Genomic DNA, 16443 nt, shown 5'->3' with positions numbered 1-16443 from the left:
CTAGGAGATGACCCCGTCCACCAGGGCCTTGGCCTCGGCCTGGACCTGCTTGAGGTGCTCGGCGCCCTTGAAGGACTCGGCGTAGATCTTGTATACGTCCTCGGTGCCGGAGGGGCGCGCCGCGAACCAGGCGTTCTCGGTGACCACCTTGAGTCCGCCGATTGCCGCCCCGTTGCCCGGAGCTTCGGTCAGTTTGGCCGTGATGGTCTCGCCCGCGAGTTCGGTGGCGGTCACGTCCGAGGGTGAGAGCTTCCCGAGGGCCGCCTTCTGCTCGCGGGTGGCCGCTGCGTCGATCCGGGCATAGACGGGATCGCCGAACTGATCGGTGAGTCCCTTGTACAGCTGCGACGGCGACTTGCCTGTTACCGCCGTGATCTCCGAGGCCAGCAGGGCCAGCAGGATGCCGTCCTTGTCGGTGGTCCACACGCTGCCGTCCATCTTGTTGAAGGAGGCGCCGGCGGATTCCTCGCCGCCGAACGCGCCCTCGCCGGAGAGCAGCCCCGGGACGAACCACTTGAAACCAACCGGGACCTCAACGAGCTTGCGGCCCAGGCTTTCGGCCACACGGTCGATGATCGAGGAGGAAACCAGGGTCTTTCCGATCACGGACTGCGGGTTCCAGCCGGTCCGGTGGCGGTACAGGTAATCGATCGCGACGGCGAGGTAGTGGTTCGGGTTCATCAGGCCGCCGTCCGGCGTCACGATGCCGTGACGGTCGGCGTCGGCGTCGTTGCCGGTGGCGACGTCGAAGGCTGCGGACCCGTCCGCACCAACAGACATCCTGTTGATCAGCGAGGCCATCGCGGACGGGGAGGAGCAGTCCATCCGGATCTTCTCGTCCCAGTCGAGCGTCATGAACGCCCACTGCGGATCGACGGTGGGGTTGACCACCGTGAGGTTCAGGTGGTGGCGTTCGCCGATCTCGCCCCAATAGTCCACAGACGCCCCGCCCATCGGGTCGGCGCCGATCCGGACGCCGGCCTCGCGAATGGCATTGAGGTCCAGGACGGAGGGGAGATCGTCCACGTAGCTGCTGAGGAAGTCGAACTTGCCCGTGGTGTCGGAGCTGAGGGCCTCGGCGATGGGGATCCGCTTCACCCCGCGCAGTCCGTTCTCCAGCAGTTCGTTGGCGCGATTGGCGATCCACCCGGTGGCGTCGGAATCGGCGGGGCCGCCGTGCGGCGGGTTGTATTTGAAGCCGCCGTCTCCGGGCGGGTTGTGGCTCGGCGTCACCACGATCCCGTCGGCCTGCGGGGCCCCGGCGGGGGAGTTGTTGTTGTGCGTCAGGATGGCGTGGCTCAGTGACGGCGTGGGGGTGTAGCCGTGCCGGGCATCGATCAGCACGTTGACGCCGTTGGCTGCGAGGACTTCGAGGGCGGAGTTCTGGGCCGGTTCGCTGAGGGCGTGGGTGTCTTTGGCGAGGTAGAGGGGACCGGTGATCCCCTGGCCTGCCCGGTACTCCACGATCGCCTGCGTGATGGCCAGGATGTGGGGTTCGTTGAAGGAAGCTTTCAGGCTGGAGCCCCGGTGCCCGGACGTCCCGAAGGCCACCCGTTGGCCGGGGTCGCCCAGATCCGGTGAAACATCGTAGTACGCATCAAGGAGCGCAGTGAGGTCGACAAGGTCTTGGGGTTGGGCAACAGTGCCCGCGCGGCTAGCCATGGCACCAGCATGCCAGACCGTCGTGGCAGGCAACATGATTTCGACGGATTACGGCCCCTGTGACGTAAGAAATGTCCTGCTCAAGGAACCGGGACGGCGGTAGGCTGAATCCTAAGACTTCGCGAGGGGAAAACCATGACTGACCAGCCGAAACCGGACAAAGACGAGTCGCCTGAGGGCTACCGGCCGCCGTCGTATATTCCCGCGCAGGAGTCAGATGTTCCTGCGGCGCCGGCGCCGCCCGCGACGACGGAGTTCGAGCAGCCGGGCTACGGCCGGCAGCCGTCCGGAGCGCAGGGCTACGCGGGCGAACAGGTCCGCCCGGGCGAGCAGTACCGCGAGGCCGCACCGGACTACAACCAGCAGGCGGATCCGTACGGCACGCCCTCACCGTACGCCCAGCAGCCGTACGCCCAGCAGTCTTACGGCGGGCAGCCGCAGTACGGGCAGCCGCAGTACGGCCAGCCGGGCACACCGTTCAACGCCTACGGCCAGCCGGCATATTACGGCCTGCCGCCGGAACCCAAGGGCCTGAGTATCGCCAGCCTGTGCTGCGGCATCGCAACCTTCGTGGGACTGGGCTTCTTCCTCCTGCCGCAGCTTGCGGCAGTCATCCTCGGGCACATGGCCCTCAAGCGCGAGCCGGCCGGCAAGGGCATGGCCATCGCCGGCCTGGTGATGGGTTATGTGGGGATCGCGCTGACGGTTCTGATATTCGTACTCATCGCGGTGGGACTGGCCGTCGGAAGGTCAACCTTCGGAACGTCTGGCGCCTAGCCTCCGCCGGCGGACGTAAGCGCCGTAATCAGCCGGCCGGCGTTGGCCTCGAGCCAGGTGCCGCGGCGGCGGATCGTCCCGCCCGCGCCTTCGTCCCACATCCGCGCCCAGCCGCCACCGAGTTCCCGCGCGTTGTGCTGCATCCGCTCGTAGCTCAGGGACGTGGCCTCGATGCCAAACGCGGGCAGGCGCCGCCGTTCCTCGTTGTTCCAACCGTAGGCGTCGGCGAAGATCCGGAGCCGCCGGAACGGGTCCGCCGCCTCCCATCCCGGCCACGCGTCGGCAGGGTCCCGGAGCGGCACCCAGTGCATTGCGGTGTTGAAGGAATCCTTGAACGCCGTCGTGGGGCCGGCAAGGTCGAAGTCCACCAGGCCGGCGGCACGGCCGTCGCGGACCACCACGTTCTGCGGGGTTACGTCGAGATGACAGACCAGCTCCGCCGGGTCCTGCCGGACCGGGCGCGGCGGGAAGGGATGGGCGCCCGGCACAAACCCGGCGGAGGCCGCATGCAGCCGGCGCAGCAGCTGTGCGACGGAGACCAGGAGTTCCTCGGACCGGACCCAGGCCTCCGGGAGGGGCCCGGCGCACTGTCCGGGCAGGAACGTCAGCACGTCCCGGCCCTCTCCGTCCCGGCCCAGGAAACGCGGGGAACCATCGAAACCGGCGTCCTCCAGCCAGTCGAGGTACGCGGCGACAGCGAAAGACTGCGGCTGGTGCGGGCGGCGGATGGTTCCGCCCACCCGCACCACGCCGTCGGTGACATCGCCCGCCGGCATGAGTTCGACGTCGGACGCCTCGCCTGCGGCGGGGACGTAAACGCGGGACTCAAGCGGTGCGCGGTGCCGGGAGCTCATCGGCTCAGCGTACGCCGCCCATGAGCTTCTTGATCGCCGGCGAGGCCGCGGCCAGGCCGACGGCCAGCAGCATCGCGGTGCCGCCGATGCCGATGAAGTACGGCAGCTCGTCCTCCGGGTTGTACAGCCCGGACAGGATGCCGGCCAGCGTGGTGCCCAGCGACACCGAGAGGAAGAACAGCGCCACCATCTGCGTGCGGAAGGCCGCCGGCGCCAGCTTGGTGGTCACGGACAGGCCGATCGGGGACAGGAACAGCTCCGCGAGCGTGAACAGGAACAGGATGCCCACGAGTGCCAGCAGCGGGGTCTTGCCGTCCCCGGCCAGCGGGATGAACGCCAGGAACGCCAGGCCCATCACAAACAGGCCGATCGAGAACTTCAGGGCCGAGCCGGGCTGCTTGCGGCCCAGCCGGGTCCAGAGGGCAGCCATAACACCGGCGAAGATGATGATGAACACCGGGTTGATGGACTGGACCCAGGCGGCGGGCATTTCCCAGCCGAACAGGTTGCGGTCCAGTTTCTCCTCTGAGTACACGGCGATGAAGGTGAACTGCTGCTGGAACAGTGCCCAGAATGCGGCGGAGGCGATGTACAGCGGGATGAACGCCCCCACACGCCGGCGTTCGGCGCCGTTGACCTTCTTGCTGCTGAAGATCAGGGCGAAGTAGAGCACCGACGCGCCGATGGCCGCGTAGGCCATGGACATGGCCAGGTTCTCCGCATTTACGATGCCCGTGGCCAAGAGCGCGGCGATCACGGCGGCGATCGCGCCGAAGCGCAGGCCGTACTTGGTGCGCTCGTCGGCGGGAAGCGGGTTGTGCACCAGGTGCGCCGACTCGGGCAGGTTCTTGCGGCCCAGCGCGTAGATGACCAGTCCGATACCCATGCCGACGGCGGCGGCGCCGAAGCCCCAGTGGAACCCCTGGCTTTCCTGCAGCCAGCCGGTGACCAGCGGGCCGATCAGCGCGCCGGCGTTGATGCCCATGTAGAAGATGGAGAATCCGGCGTCGCGGCGTTCGTCCTTCTCCCGGTAGAGGCTTCCCACCAGGGCGGTGGCGTTGGCCTTCAGGCCGCCGGACCCGACGCCGACCAGCACCAGGCCGGCGATCAGGCCGGGTATGCCCGGCACGAAGGCGAGGGCCACGTGGCCGGCCATGATCAGGATGGCGGAGCCGAACAGCACCTTCTCGGAACCGAGCAGCCGGTCCGCGAGCCAGGCACCCAGGATGGTGGACAGGTAGACGCCGCCGCCGTAGGCGCCGACGAGGCCTGCGGCCAGGCCCTGCTCAATCCCCAGGCCGCCCTCGGCGGCCGTGAAGTACATGTAGTAGAGCAGGATGCCCTGCATTCCGTAGAAGGAGAAGCGCTCCCACATCTCCACGGAGAAGAGGCTGGCCAGCATCTTTGGGTGGCCGAAAAAGGATGTGTCGCCCGGCGTTGTAGCGGGGGGACGGGATAAATGAGTAGTGCTCATTTACTTAATGCTGACAGTGTGACGCGCGATTGTCACATTCGCGGCGCCCCGGGGCAAGTCATTCGCCCGGTGTTTCTGCCGTTGCGCTATCACTGGATGTTGCTATGGACCCGGAATGACCGGGAATAACAACAAGGCGTGATAGCGCAACGGGCGGGGGTGTGTGGGGCGGGCGGGAGCGGGGCTACTCGGCGTCGAACATGATGACCTGGCGGACCGCTTTCCCGTCGGCCAGCTGGTCCATCGCCTGGTTGATGTTCGTCAGAGAGATGCGCGCCGAAATGAGCTCTTCGACCGGCAGCTTCCCTTCCCGCCAGAGCTGGGCGTAGGTGGGAATGTCCCGCGCGGGTACGGCGGAGCCGAGGTAGCTGCCGATGATTGTCCGGGCCTCGGCCGTGACGGTCAGCGGTGAGATCTGGGCGCGGGCGTCGGGGTGCGGCAGGCCTGCGGTGATGGTGGTTCCGCCCACCGCGGTCGCGGCGAAGGCAGTTTCGAAGGCCCGCGGGTTCCCGGCGCATTCGATCACGTACTTCGCCTTGACGCCCTCCGCCAGGACCTGCTGCGGGGTGTAAGTCTCGTGGGCACCCAGGCGGCGGGCATGGTCGAGTTTTTCCTCCAGCGTGTCCACGGCCACGATGCGCGAAACACCCTGGGAGATCGCCGTGATCAGCGCGGCCATGCCAACGCCACCCAGTCCCACGATCATGATGCTGTCCTGCGGCCGGGGCCGGGCCGCGTTCAGCACGGCACCGCCGCCGGTCAGCACGGCGCAGCCCAGGACGGCGGCGACGTCCGCCGGGATGTCGTCGTCCACCGGCACGGCCGAGGCGCGGTCCACCACGGCATGGGTGGCGAAGCCGGAGACGCCCAGGTGGTGGAAGATTTTCTCTCCCCCGCGGTCCAGGTGCATCGATCCGTGCAGGAGGGTGCCGTCGCCGTTGCTTTTCGAACCCGTGGTGCACGGCAGGCGGCCGTCTTCGGCGCAGTTCTCGCACCGTTCGCAGCGGGGGAGGAAGGACATCACCACGCGCTGGCCCGGCGCGAGGTCCGTGACGTCCGCGCCCACCTCGACGACGCGCCCCGCAGCCTCGTGCCCCAGCAGCATCGGCACCGGACGCACCCGGTTGCCGTCCACAACGCTCAGGTCCGAATGGCAGATGCCGGCGGCCTCGATCCTGACCAGGATTTCAGTGGGTCCGGGACCCTCCAGGTCCAGCTCGGAGACGGTGATGGGCCGGGAATCCGCGAAGGGGCGGGGACGGCCGATTTCCTCAAGTACTGCACCGGTGATCTTCATCGATCCCTCTCATGTGGGTTCCAGTCATGCGGTTGCCAGGCGGGGCATGTCATGGCGTTGCCCTGCTAAACCGTATCGCCGCCTGCCCGGGAAATCATCCACCCCGGCGGGTCGTGGGGCTAGAACCCCAGCTGCGCGGCCACCTGCAGCAGCAGCGCCTCGGAACCCATCGGGCCGACCAGCTGGACGCCCATCGGCAGCCCGGCACCCTTCGCCCCGCCGGTCCAGTGCACCGGAATGCTGATCGCGGGCAGCCCGCACACGTTGACCATCGATGACCAGGGCGCGTACTCGCACTGCTTGCGGTAGTCGCCGTCGGCGTCCCCCGCCCATTCGGAGGCCGGCCAGTATCCGTCGCCGTGGGCCGCCCCGGTGAACCAGCCAACCGGCCGCGGGGTTTGGGCCAGCGAGGGCATCAGCATCAGGTCCCACGCGGCGTACTGGGCGATGGTGTCCCGCTGGAATTGGCGCAGGAAAGCGAGCGATTCGGCGAGTTTCGCGGGGCCGCGCTGCTGTGCCCGGCGCCGGAACGTCCGGGTCAGCGGGGTCAGGAGCGCCTCGCGCTGGGGAGCGATCCGGGCGCCCCCGACGCCGGCGGTCCAGGCCGTGGTGAACACCGCCGGGTAACGGTTGTCGTAGCGGACGGAGGCCTCCGCGGTTTGGTGACCGGCCGCTTCAAGCCGCCGGATGCCTTCGGCGAGGGCGTGGAGCGCTTCGGCGTCCGGCGTGAAGGGGAAGACCGTCTGCCACGGGCTCTCCAGGCTTACTCCGATCCGGAGCCTGGGCGGATCCTGCGCGGCGAGGTCCCGGTAACCGGGTGCGGGTGCCGCGGACTTCTCGGTTCCGGCGGCGGGCACCAGGGCATCGAGCAACAGTGCGGCGTCCGCCGCGGAGCGGGCCAGCGGCCCGGACACCACCAGCCCGGCGGGGTCGCCGGAGCTTTCACCCGCCGGCGCCAGCCCGCGGCCGGGTTTCAGGCCCACCAGACCGCAGGCGGCGGCCGGGATGCGGACCGAACCGCCGCCGTCGGATCCGGGGGCGAAGGGAACCAGGCCGGCAGCGACCGCCGCGGCACTGCCGCCGGAGGAGCCCCCGGAGCTGCGGCTGAGGGCGTATGGATTCCGTGACGGCGGCGCGATCCGGTTCTCGCTGTACGCCGTGAGGCCGAACTCCGGCACCTGGGTTTTGCCCACCGAGACCACCCCCGCATCTTTGAGCGCGGCGGCAAGGGCGCCATCGGCCAGGGCGGGTTTGTGGTCCAGGGCGGCGCTGCCGTGGGTGGTCACGACGCCTGCAACGTCCGTCAGGTCCTTGAACGCCACCGGCATCCCGTGCAGGAGCGCCAGCCCGGTTCCGTCCCGGGCGGCCCGGGCGTGGAATTCGTCCGCTGCGGCCGCATCCAGCAGGGCCTGCTCAGCGGTGACCGTGATGAAGGCGCCAAGGTGCTTGTTCTCGGCGGCGATACGGTCCAGGAAATGCCCTGTGGCCTGCCGCGAGGACAGCTCGCCGGAGCGCAGGGCGTCGCGCAGCTCGACGGCGGAGAGCTCATGGATTTCAGCCACGGGAGCGCAGCTCCGGCGGGTTCCCGGCGCGGCCCGCCGTGGGACATGTCCGGTGTTGGTGCGGGCGGGTGGACATGGTGGCATTGTGCCCGGTCATCGCGGCCGGGGGAGGGCATGCCCCGCGGGAGGAGGCGCGGCCCGCCGTGGGACATGTCCAGTGTTGGTGCGGGCCGGTGGACATGGTGGCATTGTGCCCGGTCTTCGCGGCCGGGGGAGGGCATGCCCCGCGGGAGGAGAAGCGGGGACTGGCGGGAACCGGGGGCCGGTCGGTTGCTACGGGTCTCCAGTGCGCCATTCCAGAAGCGTAACCTGCACCCGGTGAGGTCGCGGAACGGGTGGCTGGCGATACGCTGGGGTGAGACCATGCATTCTGCGGAGGGACCACCATGAGCGACTTTGACACCGTGAAAGTGTCCGATATCCCCGAAGGGGCCAGGATTCTCGACGTCCGCGAAGACTACGAATGGGTGGCTGGCCACGCCGCAGGCGCGCTGCACATCCCCCTGGACCAGCTCCCGGCACGGCTTGACGATCTGGATCCCGACGAGGACCTCTACGTCATCTGCCGCACCGGAGGCCGTTCCTTCCGCGCCGCCCAGTGGCTGTCCGGCCAGGGGTACTCCGCCCTGAACGTGGCCGGCGGCATGGACCAGTGGCTGGAAGCCGGGATGCCGCTGGTGTCCGACAACGGACTCAAGCCCGTCATCCTGTAAGTGAAGAAAGAAGCGCCGATGCCCGCCTCACCCGTCACCTACACCTTCCTCGGACCCGCGGGCACCTTCACCGAGGCGGCCCTGATGCAGGTTCCCGGTGCGGCGGACGCGGTCCGCGTCCCGTCGTCCAACGTCAACACGGCGCTGGACAAGGTCCGCGACGGCTCGGCGGACGCGGCGATGGTGCCGATCGAGAACTCCGTCGAGGGCGGCGTCACCGCCACCCTGGATGCGATCGCCACGGGACAGGAACTGCGGATCCTCCGCGAAACCCTCGTGCCGATCAGCTTCGTGCTGGTGGCCCGGCCCGGGACGCGGATCGAAGACATCCGCCGGATCTCCACCCACGGGCACGCCTGGGCGCAGTGCCGGCTGTGGGCAGAGAAAAACATTCCGGATGCGGAATACATCCCGGGATCCTCCACCGCCGCGGCGGCCATCGGGCTTCTGGAAGGCGACATCCACTACGACGCCGCCATCTGCGCCCCGATTGTGGCGACCGAGCAGCCGGGCCTCACCGTGCTGGCGGAGAACATCGGCGACAACCCCGGAGCTGTTACGCGCTTTGTGCTGGTCGGCCGGCCCGGTGAGCTGCCGGAGCCCACGGGCGCGGACAAGACAACCGTGGTGGTGCCCCTGCCGGAAGACCGTCCCGGCGCCCTCATGGAAATCCTTGACCAGTTCGCCACCCGCGGTGTGAACCTCAGCCGGATCGAGTCGCGCCCCACCGGCCAGTACCTGGGCCACTATTTCTTCAGCATCGACGCCGACGGCCACGTGGCCGACGCCCGTGTGGCGGACGCCTTGGCTGGACTGCACCGGATCAGCCCTGCCACCCGATTCCTGGGGTCTTACGGCCGCGCTGACGGGCACCGGACCGTCGTGGAGCCGCACACCTCCGACTCGGCGTTCCGCGCCGCGCATGCCTGGGTGAAAGACATACTGTCCGGGGCATCCGTGGTGCCGGAATATACGTCCGGGGCTTCGCCCACAGCGTAGACAAATGCCACATCAGGCACTTCCGCCCCTATGAATCTGTGCGTATGCTTACCTGATCCATATTGGGGAAGTCCTCTACCGAGGGAGCAGGTCATGGCAGGAACCAGCCTTGAAAATGACGGCCAGGGAATGATCGTGAATCCCAAGCCGACCGCTGACAACCAGGACTGGGACGGCGACGACGCCGACCGTGCGGACCGGCTGCGCTTCGAAGAGGAGCAGGCGATGATCCGCGAACAGTCCGAGGCGCGCGCCGCCAAGGCAGCCGCGGAAGCGAAGAAGACCGCAGCCGCGGACAACGACGACGCCGCGAAGGACGCCAGCGCCTAATCCCCCTCGGTGCCGTCCTTAACCCGGACGAGCAGCGAGCCGGGGGCAACCTGCACGGTGACCTTCGTGGCTTCACCGGATGGATCGCCGTCGACCTGTGTGGGCATCGGCTCCGCGCAGCGGATGGTGATCTTGCCGGAGCGGTAATACGTCATCACCGGCAGGTTTCTTTTGTGCTTCAGCACGATCTTCCAGTACATCGCCAGCCAGCCGATCGCGCTGCGCGGACTCATCACCACGACGTCGAGCATGCCGTCGTCGATCATGGCCTGGGGGATGAAGTCGATCCCGCCGGGGATCAGGCCGCAGTTGGCGAACAGCACGCTGCGGATCTTCCGGCTCTGTTCCGGCTGGTCGTCCAGCGAGATGGACACTTTTTTGCGGCGGCCGGGGAGGTGCCGCACGCCCGCCTCGGTGTAGGCCAGCCAGCCCACGGCCTTCTTCAGTCCGTCGTTGGTGTCTCCCACCACCTCGGCGTCCATGCCAATGCCGGCGATGACCAGGAAGGTGTGTTCCGCGGCCTCGCCGGTGCGGGTGTTCTCAACCTTCATCCGCGCCGTGTCGATGAAGCGCTGGTGCCCGAACAGGGCGGTCTGGACGCTGCCCTGCAGGTCGCCTATGTCGAGGTGGATATTGCGGGCCAGGAGGTTTCCGGTGCCGAGGGGGATCAGGGCCATGGCGGTGTCCGTGCCGGCGAGGACGTCCGCCACTGCCCGGACCGTGCCGTCGCCGCCGCCCACGAGAATGACATCGGCGCCGTAGTCCAGCGCGGCGCGCGCCTGCGCGGCCCCGGGGTCCTCGGCCGTGGTCTCGAAGACCCGCGGCGGTACCCAGCCGGCAGCGGCGCAGGCATTTTCAATCAGGGTGCGGGCCTCATCGGACCGGGACTTGATCGGGTTCATCACCACGGCCACCTTTTGCTGGCCCAGCCCGGGACTGTGCGTTTCCTCCCACACGGCGCTGCGCGCGTGCTTGGCTTTGAGTCTGCGCACCCCCCACCAGCTGGAGACGGCAAATACCAGGAGTCCAGCGATGATGAGGTAGGGCAGCCAGTCGCGCATTGTGCTCCAACACTATCCCGCCGGTGGCCGGTGGCCTGATTGCCCGGCGATTGCCCGGTAATGGTGCCCGCATTGGATAGTCTTGTCACGTGATCGACGTAAAAGACCTCAGCGAAAATCCGGACAAGTTCCGGGCCAGCCAGCGCGCCCGCGGCGCCGACGAGTCCGTGGTGGACGCGATCATCGCCGCGGACTCGGCCCGGCGTGCCGCCTTGATCCGCTTTGAAAACCTGAGGGCCGAGCAGAATGCCTTCGGCAAGAAGGTGGCGCAGGCCAAGGGCGAGGAGAAGCAGGCCCTGCTGGCGGAGGTCAAGGTCCTCGCCGGCCAGGTCAAGGCCGCGTCCGCCGAGGCCGACGCCGCCCAGGCCGACCACGACGAACTGCTGCGCGCCATCCCCAACCTCATCGAGGACGGCGTCCCGGCGGGCGGCGAGGACGACTACATCGTGGTCAAGACCGTCGGCACCCCCCGCGAGTTCACCGACTTCGAGCCCAGGGACCACCTGGAGATCGGTGAGCTGATTGGCGCCATCGACATGGAGCGCGGCGCCAAGGTGTCCGGTTCACGGTTCTACTTCCTGCGCGGTGCGGGAGCCCGGCTGGAAATGGCGCTGCTGCAGATGGCCATGGAGCAGGCGATCGACGCCGGTTTCATTCCGATGATCACCCCCACCCTGGTGCGCCCGGAGACCATGCAGGGCACCGGTTTTGACGTCAAGCACGACGCCGAGATCTACCGCCTCGCCGAAGACGACCTCTACCTTGTGGGCACCTCTGAAGTGGCGCTGGCCGGCTACCACGCGGACGAGATCCTGGACCTCTCCGCCGGCCCGGTCCGCTACGCCGGGCAGAGCTCGTGCTACCGCCGCGAGGCCGGTTCGCACGGCAAGGACACCCGCGGCATCATCCGGGTCCACCAGTTCAACAAGGTGGAGATGTTCATCTACACCACGGTCGAGGAGGCCGCGGCCGAGCACGCCCGGCTGCTGGCCTGGGAAGAGGAGATGCTGGCCAAGTGCGAACTGCCGTACCGGGTCATTGACACCGCCGCCGGGGACCTCGGTAACTCCGCCGCCCGCAAATTCGACTGCGAGGCCTGGGTTCCGACGCAGGGTGCCTACCGCGAGCTGACCTCGACCTCCAACTGCACCACCTTCCAGGCCCGCCGGCTCAATATCCGCGAACGCGTGCTGAACGAGGACGGGGCGCCCAAGGGCACCCGGGCCGTCGCCACGCTCAACGGCACCCTGGCCACCACGCGCTGGATCGTCGCCATCCTGGAGCACCACCAGAACCCGGACGGCTCCGTCAACATCCCGCAGGCCCTGCAGAAGTACCTCGGCGGCATGACGGTCTTCCCCGTCATCTGAGCCGCCGGTTCCCGGCCCATGACCCGGCGGACTGCCGCGGGGTCATGGGCGTCAACAGCTGTTCATCCCCGGTTCACTGCGCGCTGTGGCGGGCGTCCTAGCGGCGGTCGGGGGTGTCTGCTCTACTTGTGAGATGACAACATTGACTGAAACCTCAGTCGCCGGCAACGATGACCGGCGAGACAACACCCGGAACAACGAGCACAACGAGAACAACCGCAACAACGGGAACAACAACAACGCAGCAGCCCAAAAGCTGATGGTCGCCCTCGACGTCGACGGCACCCTCGTGGACCACGACGGCCACATGTCCGTCCCCGTCCGTGAAGCCGCCCAGGACGTCGTGGCTGCAGGCCACCACGTCACCATCGCGACGGGCCGTTCACTCAACGCGACGCTGCCCATCATCGAGCACATCGGCATCGACAACGGCTACGCCGTGTGCTCCAACGGCGGTGTCACGCTGCGCCTGGATTCCAGCCTCTCGGCCGGGTACGAGATCGTGCACAAGGCCACCTTCGACCCCGGCCCCGTGCTGCGGGCGCTGCGCAAGCGGCTGCCCACAGCCAAATACGCTCTCGAGGACGAGGACGGCGCGTTCCTCTCCACCGAGCGCTTCCAGGACATGAGCTTCGGGGTGGAGGCCATCGGCGTCGACTTCCAGACCATGCTGGAAGCCACCGCGGTCCGTGTGGTGGTCTTCAGCGCCGAGAACACACCCGAGGAATTCAATACCGCCATCCGGCACATCGGCTTGGCCGGCGTGACGTACTCGGTGGGCTGGACGGCCTGGCTGGACATCGCCGCCGAAGGCGTGACGAAGGCCAGCGCGCTGGAGCACCTGCGCGGCCGGCTTGAGATCGAGACGCACCGCACCGTCGCGGTCGGCGACGGCCGCAATGATATCGAGATGCTCACTTGGGCAGCCCGCGGTGTGGCCATGGGCCAGGCGCCGGAGGAAGTCATCGCTGCCGCGAACGAGGTCACCCACTCCGTGTTCGACGACGGCGCCGCCCACGTGCTGCGCAGCCTGCTGCTCTAGCAACCGGCCGGGCGGAGGCGCGGTCAGCGCACCTCGAGGATGAGGCCCAGAAGCCTGGCCGCGGCGGGACGCGCGGCGTGTTCCTCGTTCCACTGGGCCCGCGCCACGGCCTTGCTGACCGCCTGGGTGGTGATCCCGAGTTCCTCGGCCACCGCTTTCTGCTGCCCGCGGACGCCGGGCGTCAGCAGGTCCAGGACGCGCCATTCCGCGGGGCTGCGGTCGTGCACAATGTGCCCCAGCAGCCGCAACACCGCCTCGGACTCCGCCGCGATCTCGGCCAGCGGTCCCTCCACTGCCACCGGAATCCGGTCCTTTCCGTTGCGCAGCCGGTCCACGGCCCGGCGGGCATAAATCAGCCCGTGGCCCGAGGCGTCCTTAATCTGGTTCGGCAGCGGCTCATTGACAGGCCCGACGCCGATCCCGACGTACCAGCTGCCGGTCCGCAACGCGATCATCGCCGCCTCGACGGCCTGGTGCGGGAGGTCCACAATGCCCTGGACCTCGTCCTCCACCGAGCGGTCGAAATCGAGGCGCGCTGGAATGTGCCGCAGGTCCTTAAGGAGCTGCGGCACGCAGTCGCCGTCGCGCCGGCTGTCTGTTTGATTGATGGTCAGCGTGAACATTCTGGGACCACACTACCCGGTGGCAAGAGGCTGGCAAGCTCCGCCCGTTGACACGGGCGGGCAGGCTTGTGTCCGGTCCGGGGACGTGTTGCGATGGAGGTTGCGCGCCGCCCAAGCCCCCGTGAAGTAAGGAATCCAGTGACCCGTGACCTGACCCGCGATCTGTCCAGTGACCAGTCCAGTGACCAGTCCAGTGACCAGATCACCGACGCCGATCCAAGCCTCAGCGGCACCCCGGGGCGGCAATCCGAGCCGGCGCCGGAGTCTGCCGGGCGAAAGGGTGACGACGACGCCGAACTGGCGCTGGTGGACCGCTGGTGGCGCGCCGCGAACTACCTCTCCGTAGGGCAGATCTACCTCCGCTCCAACCCCCTGCTACGCGAGCCCCTGAGCGCGGACGATACCAAATCCAGGCTGCTGGGCCACTGGGGCACCACCCCGGGATTGAACTTCGTCTACGCCCACCTGAACCGGGCCATCCGCCGGGACAACAAGAACATGCTGTTCATCGCCGGTCCGGGGCACGGCGGACCCGCCGTGGTGGCGAACGCCTGGCTGGAGGGCACCTACTCCGAGATTTACAGCAACGTCAGCGACGACGAACCCGGCATGGCCGAGCTGTTCCGGCAGTTCTCGTACCCGGGCGGCATCCCCAGCCACGCCGCCCCGGAAACCCCGGGCTCCATCAGCGAGGGCGGGGAGCTGGGCTACTCCCTTGCGCACGCGTACGGCTCCGTGTTCGACAACCCGGACCTGATCTCCGCCGTCGTGATCGGTGACGGTGAGGCCGAAACCGGGCCGCTGGCAGCGAGCTGGCATTCCCACAACTTCCTGGACCCGGTGCATGACGGCGCGGTGCTGCCGATCCTCCACCTGAACGGCTACAAAATCGCCAACCCGACCATCCTGGCCCGCATGCCCGAGGCCCAGCTGGAGCAATTGCTCCGCGGGTACGGCCACGAGCCGCACTTCGTGACCGTGGCCGATCCGGACGACACGGCGGCCGCCCACCGCGACTTCGCCGCCGTCCTGGACCGCTGCCTCATGGAGATCAGGGACATCCAGGCGGCGCGCCGGAGTGCAACAACGGGGGACGGAACACCCGACGACGGCGCTGCCCGCTGGCCCGTGATTGTGCTGCGCTCCCCGAAGGGCTGGACCGGGCCCCGGGTGGTTGACGGGCTCCCGGTGGAAGGAACGTGGCGGAGCCACCAGGTGCCGCTGTCCGAGGTGCGCACCAACCCGGAGCACCTGGCGCAGCTGGGGGAGTGGCTGGAATCGTACCGCCCGGATGAGCTCTTCGACGACGCCGGGCGGCTGCGGCCGGACGTTGCGGCGAACGCCCCCGAGGGCGAACTGCGGATGAGCGCCACCCCGTACGCGAACGGCGGCGTGCTGCTGCGGGACCTCAAGCTGCCGAAGTACGAGGACCACGCGGTGGCGGTGGCACGGCCGGGGGTGGAGCGGGTCAGCGCGATGGTCACGCTGGGGTCCTGGCTCCGCGACGTGATCAGCCAGAACCCTGAAACGTTCCGGCTGTTCGGTCCGGACGAGACCGCGTCCAACCGGCTGCAGGACGTCTACGAGGTCACGGACAAGGTGTGGCAGTACCGGATCGAGGAACTCGACGAGCACCTTGCCCGCGCCGGGCGGGTGATGGAAGTCCTCAGCGAACACCTGTGCCAGGGCTGGCTCGAGGGCTACCTGCTGACCGGGCGGCACGGCGTGTTCAGCTGCTACGAGGCCTTCATCCACATCGTCGACTCGATGTTCAACCAGCACGCCAAGTGGCTGAAGGTGCACCGGGAGCTGGCGTGGCGCCGGCCGGTCGCCTCGCTCAACTACCTGCTGTCCTCGCACGTCTGGCAGCAGGACCACAACGGCTTCTCGCACCAGGACCCCGGCTTCATCGACCATGCCGTGAACAAAAAGGCCGAGGTCATCCGCGTCTACCTGCCCCCGGACGCCAACACCCTGCTCTCGGTGATGGAGCACTGCCTCGGTTCGCGGGACTACGTCAACATCGTGGTCAGCGGCAAGCAGCCCTCGCCGACGTGGCTGGGCCCCGCCGAGGCGGCGCACCACTGTCAGCGCGGCCTGGGGATCTGGGAGTTCGCCGGGTCTGAAGTCCCCGGTGAGGAGCCCGACGTCGTGCTGGCCTGCGCCGGAGACGTGCCCACGGTGGAGACGGTCGCGGCGGCGGAACTGCTGAAGGCCGGTGCCCCCGGGCTGAAGATCCGGGTGGTCAACGTGGTGGACCTGATGCGGCTCCAGGATGCCAGCGAGCACCCGCACGGCCTGACGTCACGGGACTTTGACGGGATTTTTACGGCGGACAAACCCATCATTTTCGCGTACCACGGCTATCCGTCGCTGATCCACCGGCTGGCGTACCGGCGGACGAACCAGGACGGGCTGCACGTCCGCGGCTACAAGGAGGAAGGCACCACCACAACGGCGTTCGACATGGCCATGCTCAACGGGATCGACCGCTTCCAGCTCGCCATCGACGCGATCGACCGGGTGCCGGGCCTGGCGGAGAAGCATTCGCTGCTGCGCCAGGCGCTGCAGGACAGCCGCATCCGGGCGCACAACCACACCCGGGACCACGGCGAGGACTCGGAGGAAATCAGCGGCTGGACCCTCGGCCTCGAGTAACCACCGCTCCTCGGGAACGCC

14 protein-coding genes are annotated in these 16443 nt (G+C 68.3%); 7 read left to right on the top strand and 7 right to left on the bottom strand.

Going from position 1 to position 16443, the window contains the following annotated elements; translation table 11 throughout:
• Entirely contained in the window at positions 1 to 1662 is a 1662-nt protein-coding gene (pgm, locus tag FS787_RS09540; RefSeq protein WP_144672202.1) for a phosphoglucomutase (alpha-D-glucose-1,6-bisphosphate-dependent), read from the bottom strand.
• Positions 1663 to 1797: 135 nt separating this feature from the next.
• Here pgm and FS787_RS09535 point away from each other — a divergent pair, with 135 nt between their 5' ends.
• Entirely contained in the window at positions 1798 to 2439 is a 642-nt protein-coding gene (locus tag FS787_RS09535; RefSeq protein WP_144672201.1) for a DUF4190 domain-containing protein, read from the top strand.
• Here the strand turns inward: FS787_RS09535 and FS787_RS09530 are convergent.
• The 4 genes from FS787_RS09530 to FS787_RS09515 form a co-directional block, all read right to left on the bottom strand.
• Entirely contained in the window at positions 2436 to 3293 is an 858-nt protein-coding gene (locus FS787_RS09530) for a phosphotransferase (protein ID WP_186329150.1), read from the bottom strand. The genes FS787_RS09535 and FS787_RS09530 overlap by 4 nt on opposite strands.
• Positions 3294 to 3297: 4 nt before the next feature.
• Positions 3298 to 4767, bottom strand: a complete 1470-nt coding sequence (locus FS787_RS09525; RefSeq protein ID WP_144672200.1) for a peptide MFS transporter — start codon at positions 4765 to 4767, stop codon at positions 3298 to 3300.
• A gap of 184 nt (positions 4768 to 4951) precedes the next feature.
• Positions 4952 to 6064: an alcohol dehydrogenase catalytic domain-containing protein gene (locus tag FS787_RS09520; RefSeq protein ID WP_144672199.1), complete on the bottom strand. Its 1113-nt coding sequence runs from the start codon at positions 6062 to 6064 to the stop codon at positions 4952 to 4954.
• Positions 6065 to 6183: 119 nt separating this feature from the next.
• Positions 6184 to 7626, bottom strand: a complete 1443-nt coding sequence (locus FS787_RS09515) for an amidase (protein ID WP_144672198.1) — start codon at positions 7624 to 7626, stop codon at positions 6184 to 6186.
• A 386-nt stretch (positions 7627 to 8012) separates the two neighbouring features.
• On the opposite strand from FS787_RS09515, the gene FS787_RS09510 reads away from it, so the two are divergent.
• The 3 genes from FS787_RS09510 to FS787_RS09500 all read left to right on the top strand — a co-directional run bounded on the left by FS787_RS09510 (position 8013) and on the right by FS787_RS09500 (position 9668).
• Entirely contained in the window at positions 8013 to 8339 is a 327-nt protein-coding gene (locus FS787_RS09510; protein ID WP_144672197.1) for a rhodanese-like domain-containing protein, read from the top strand.
• Between the two features lie 18 nt (positions 8340 to 8357).
• Positions 8358 to 9338, top strand: a complete 981-nt coding sequence (gene pheA / locus FS787_RS09505) for a prephenate dehydratase (protein WP_144672196.1) — start codon at positions 8358 to 8360, stop codon at positions 9336 to 9338.
• Between the two features lie 93 nt (positions 9339 to 9431).
• Positions 9432 to 9668 carry a hypothetical protein gene (locus tag FS787_RS09500; RefSeq protein WP_144672195.1) on the top strand — a complete coding sequence of 79 codons (237 nt, stop codon included), beginning with the start codon at positions 9432 to 9434 and terminating at the stop codon, positions 9666 to 9668.
• Here the strand turns inward: FS787_RS09500 and FS787_RS09495 are convergent.
• Positions 9665 to 10729 (bottom strand): diacylglycerol kinase family protein, encoded by a 1065-nt coding sequence (locus FS787_RS09495; RefSeq protein WP_144672194.1) that lies wholly within the window; start codon positions 10727 to 10729, stop codon positions 9665 to 9667. The two genes, FS787_RS09500 and FS787_RS09495, sit on opposite strands and share 4 nt — an antisense overlap.
• 89 nt (positions 10730 to 10818) lie before the next feature.
• Here FS787_RS09495 and serS point away from each other — a divergent pair, with 89 nt between their 5' ends.
• Together serS and FS787_RS09485 are read left to right on the top strand one after the other, a co-directional pair.
• On the top strand, positions 10819 to 12099 hold the full coding sequence (gene serS / locus FS787_RS09490; RefSeq protein ID WP_144672193.1) for a serine--tRNA ligase: 1281 nt from the start codon (positions 10819 to 10821) through the stop codon (positions 12097 to 12099).
• 133 nt (positions 12100 to 12232) lie between these two features.
• A complete protein-coding gene (locus FS787_RS09485; protein ID WP_144672192.1) occupies positions 12233 to 13141 on the top strand; it encodes an HAD family hydrolase in 909 nt (302 codons plus the stop codon).
• A 23-nt stretch (positions 13142 to 13164) separates the two neighbouring features.
• On the opposite strand, the gene FS787_RS09480 is transcribed toward FS787_RS09485, so the two are convergent.
• A complete protein-coding gene (locus tag FS787_RS09480; RefSeq protein WP_144672191.1) occupies positions 13165 to 13764 on the bottom strand; it encodes a helix-turn-helix domain-containing protein in 600 nt (199 codons plus the stop codon).
• A gap of 138 nt (positions 13765 to 13902) precedes the next feature.
• On the opposite strand from FS787_RS09480, the gene FS787_RS09475 reads away from it, so the two are divergent.
• Positions 13903 to 16422: a phosphoketolase gene (locus FS787_RS09475; protein ID WP_260982487.1), complete on the top strand. Its 2520-nt coding sequence runs from the start codon at positions 13903 to 13905 to the stop codon at positions 16420 to 16422.
• Positions 16423 to 16443 lie beyond the last annotated feature (21 nt).

The sequence above is a fragment of the Arthrobacter sp. U41 genome (assembly GCF_007679325.1).
Lineage (GTDB): Bacteria > Actinomycetota > Actinomycetes > Actinomycetales > Micrococcaceae > Arthrobacter.
The sequence above is the reverse complement of the archived record's forward strand: the minus strand, read 5'-3'. Positions and strand labels throughout refer to the sequence as shown.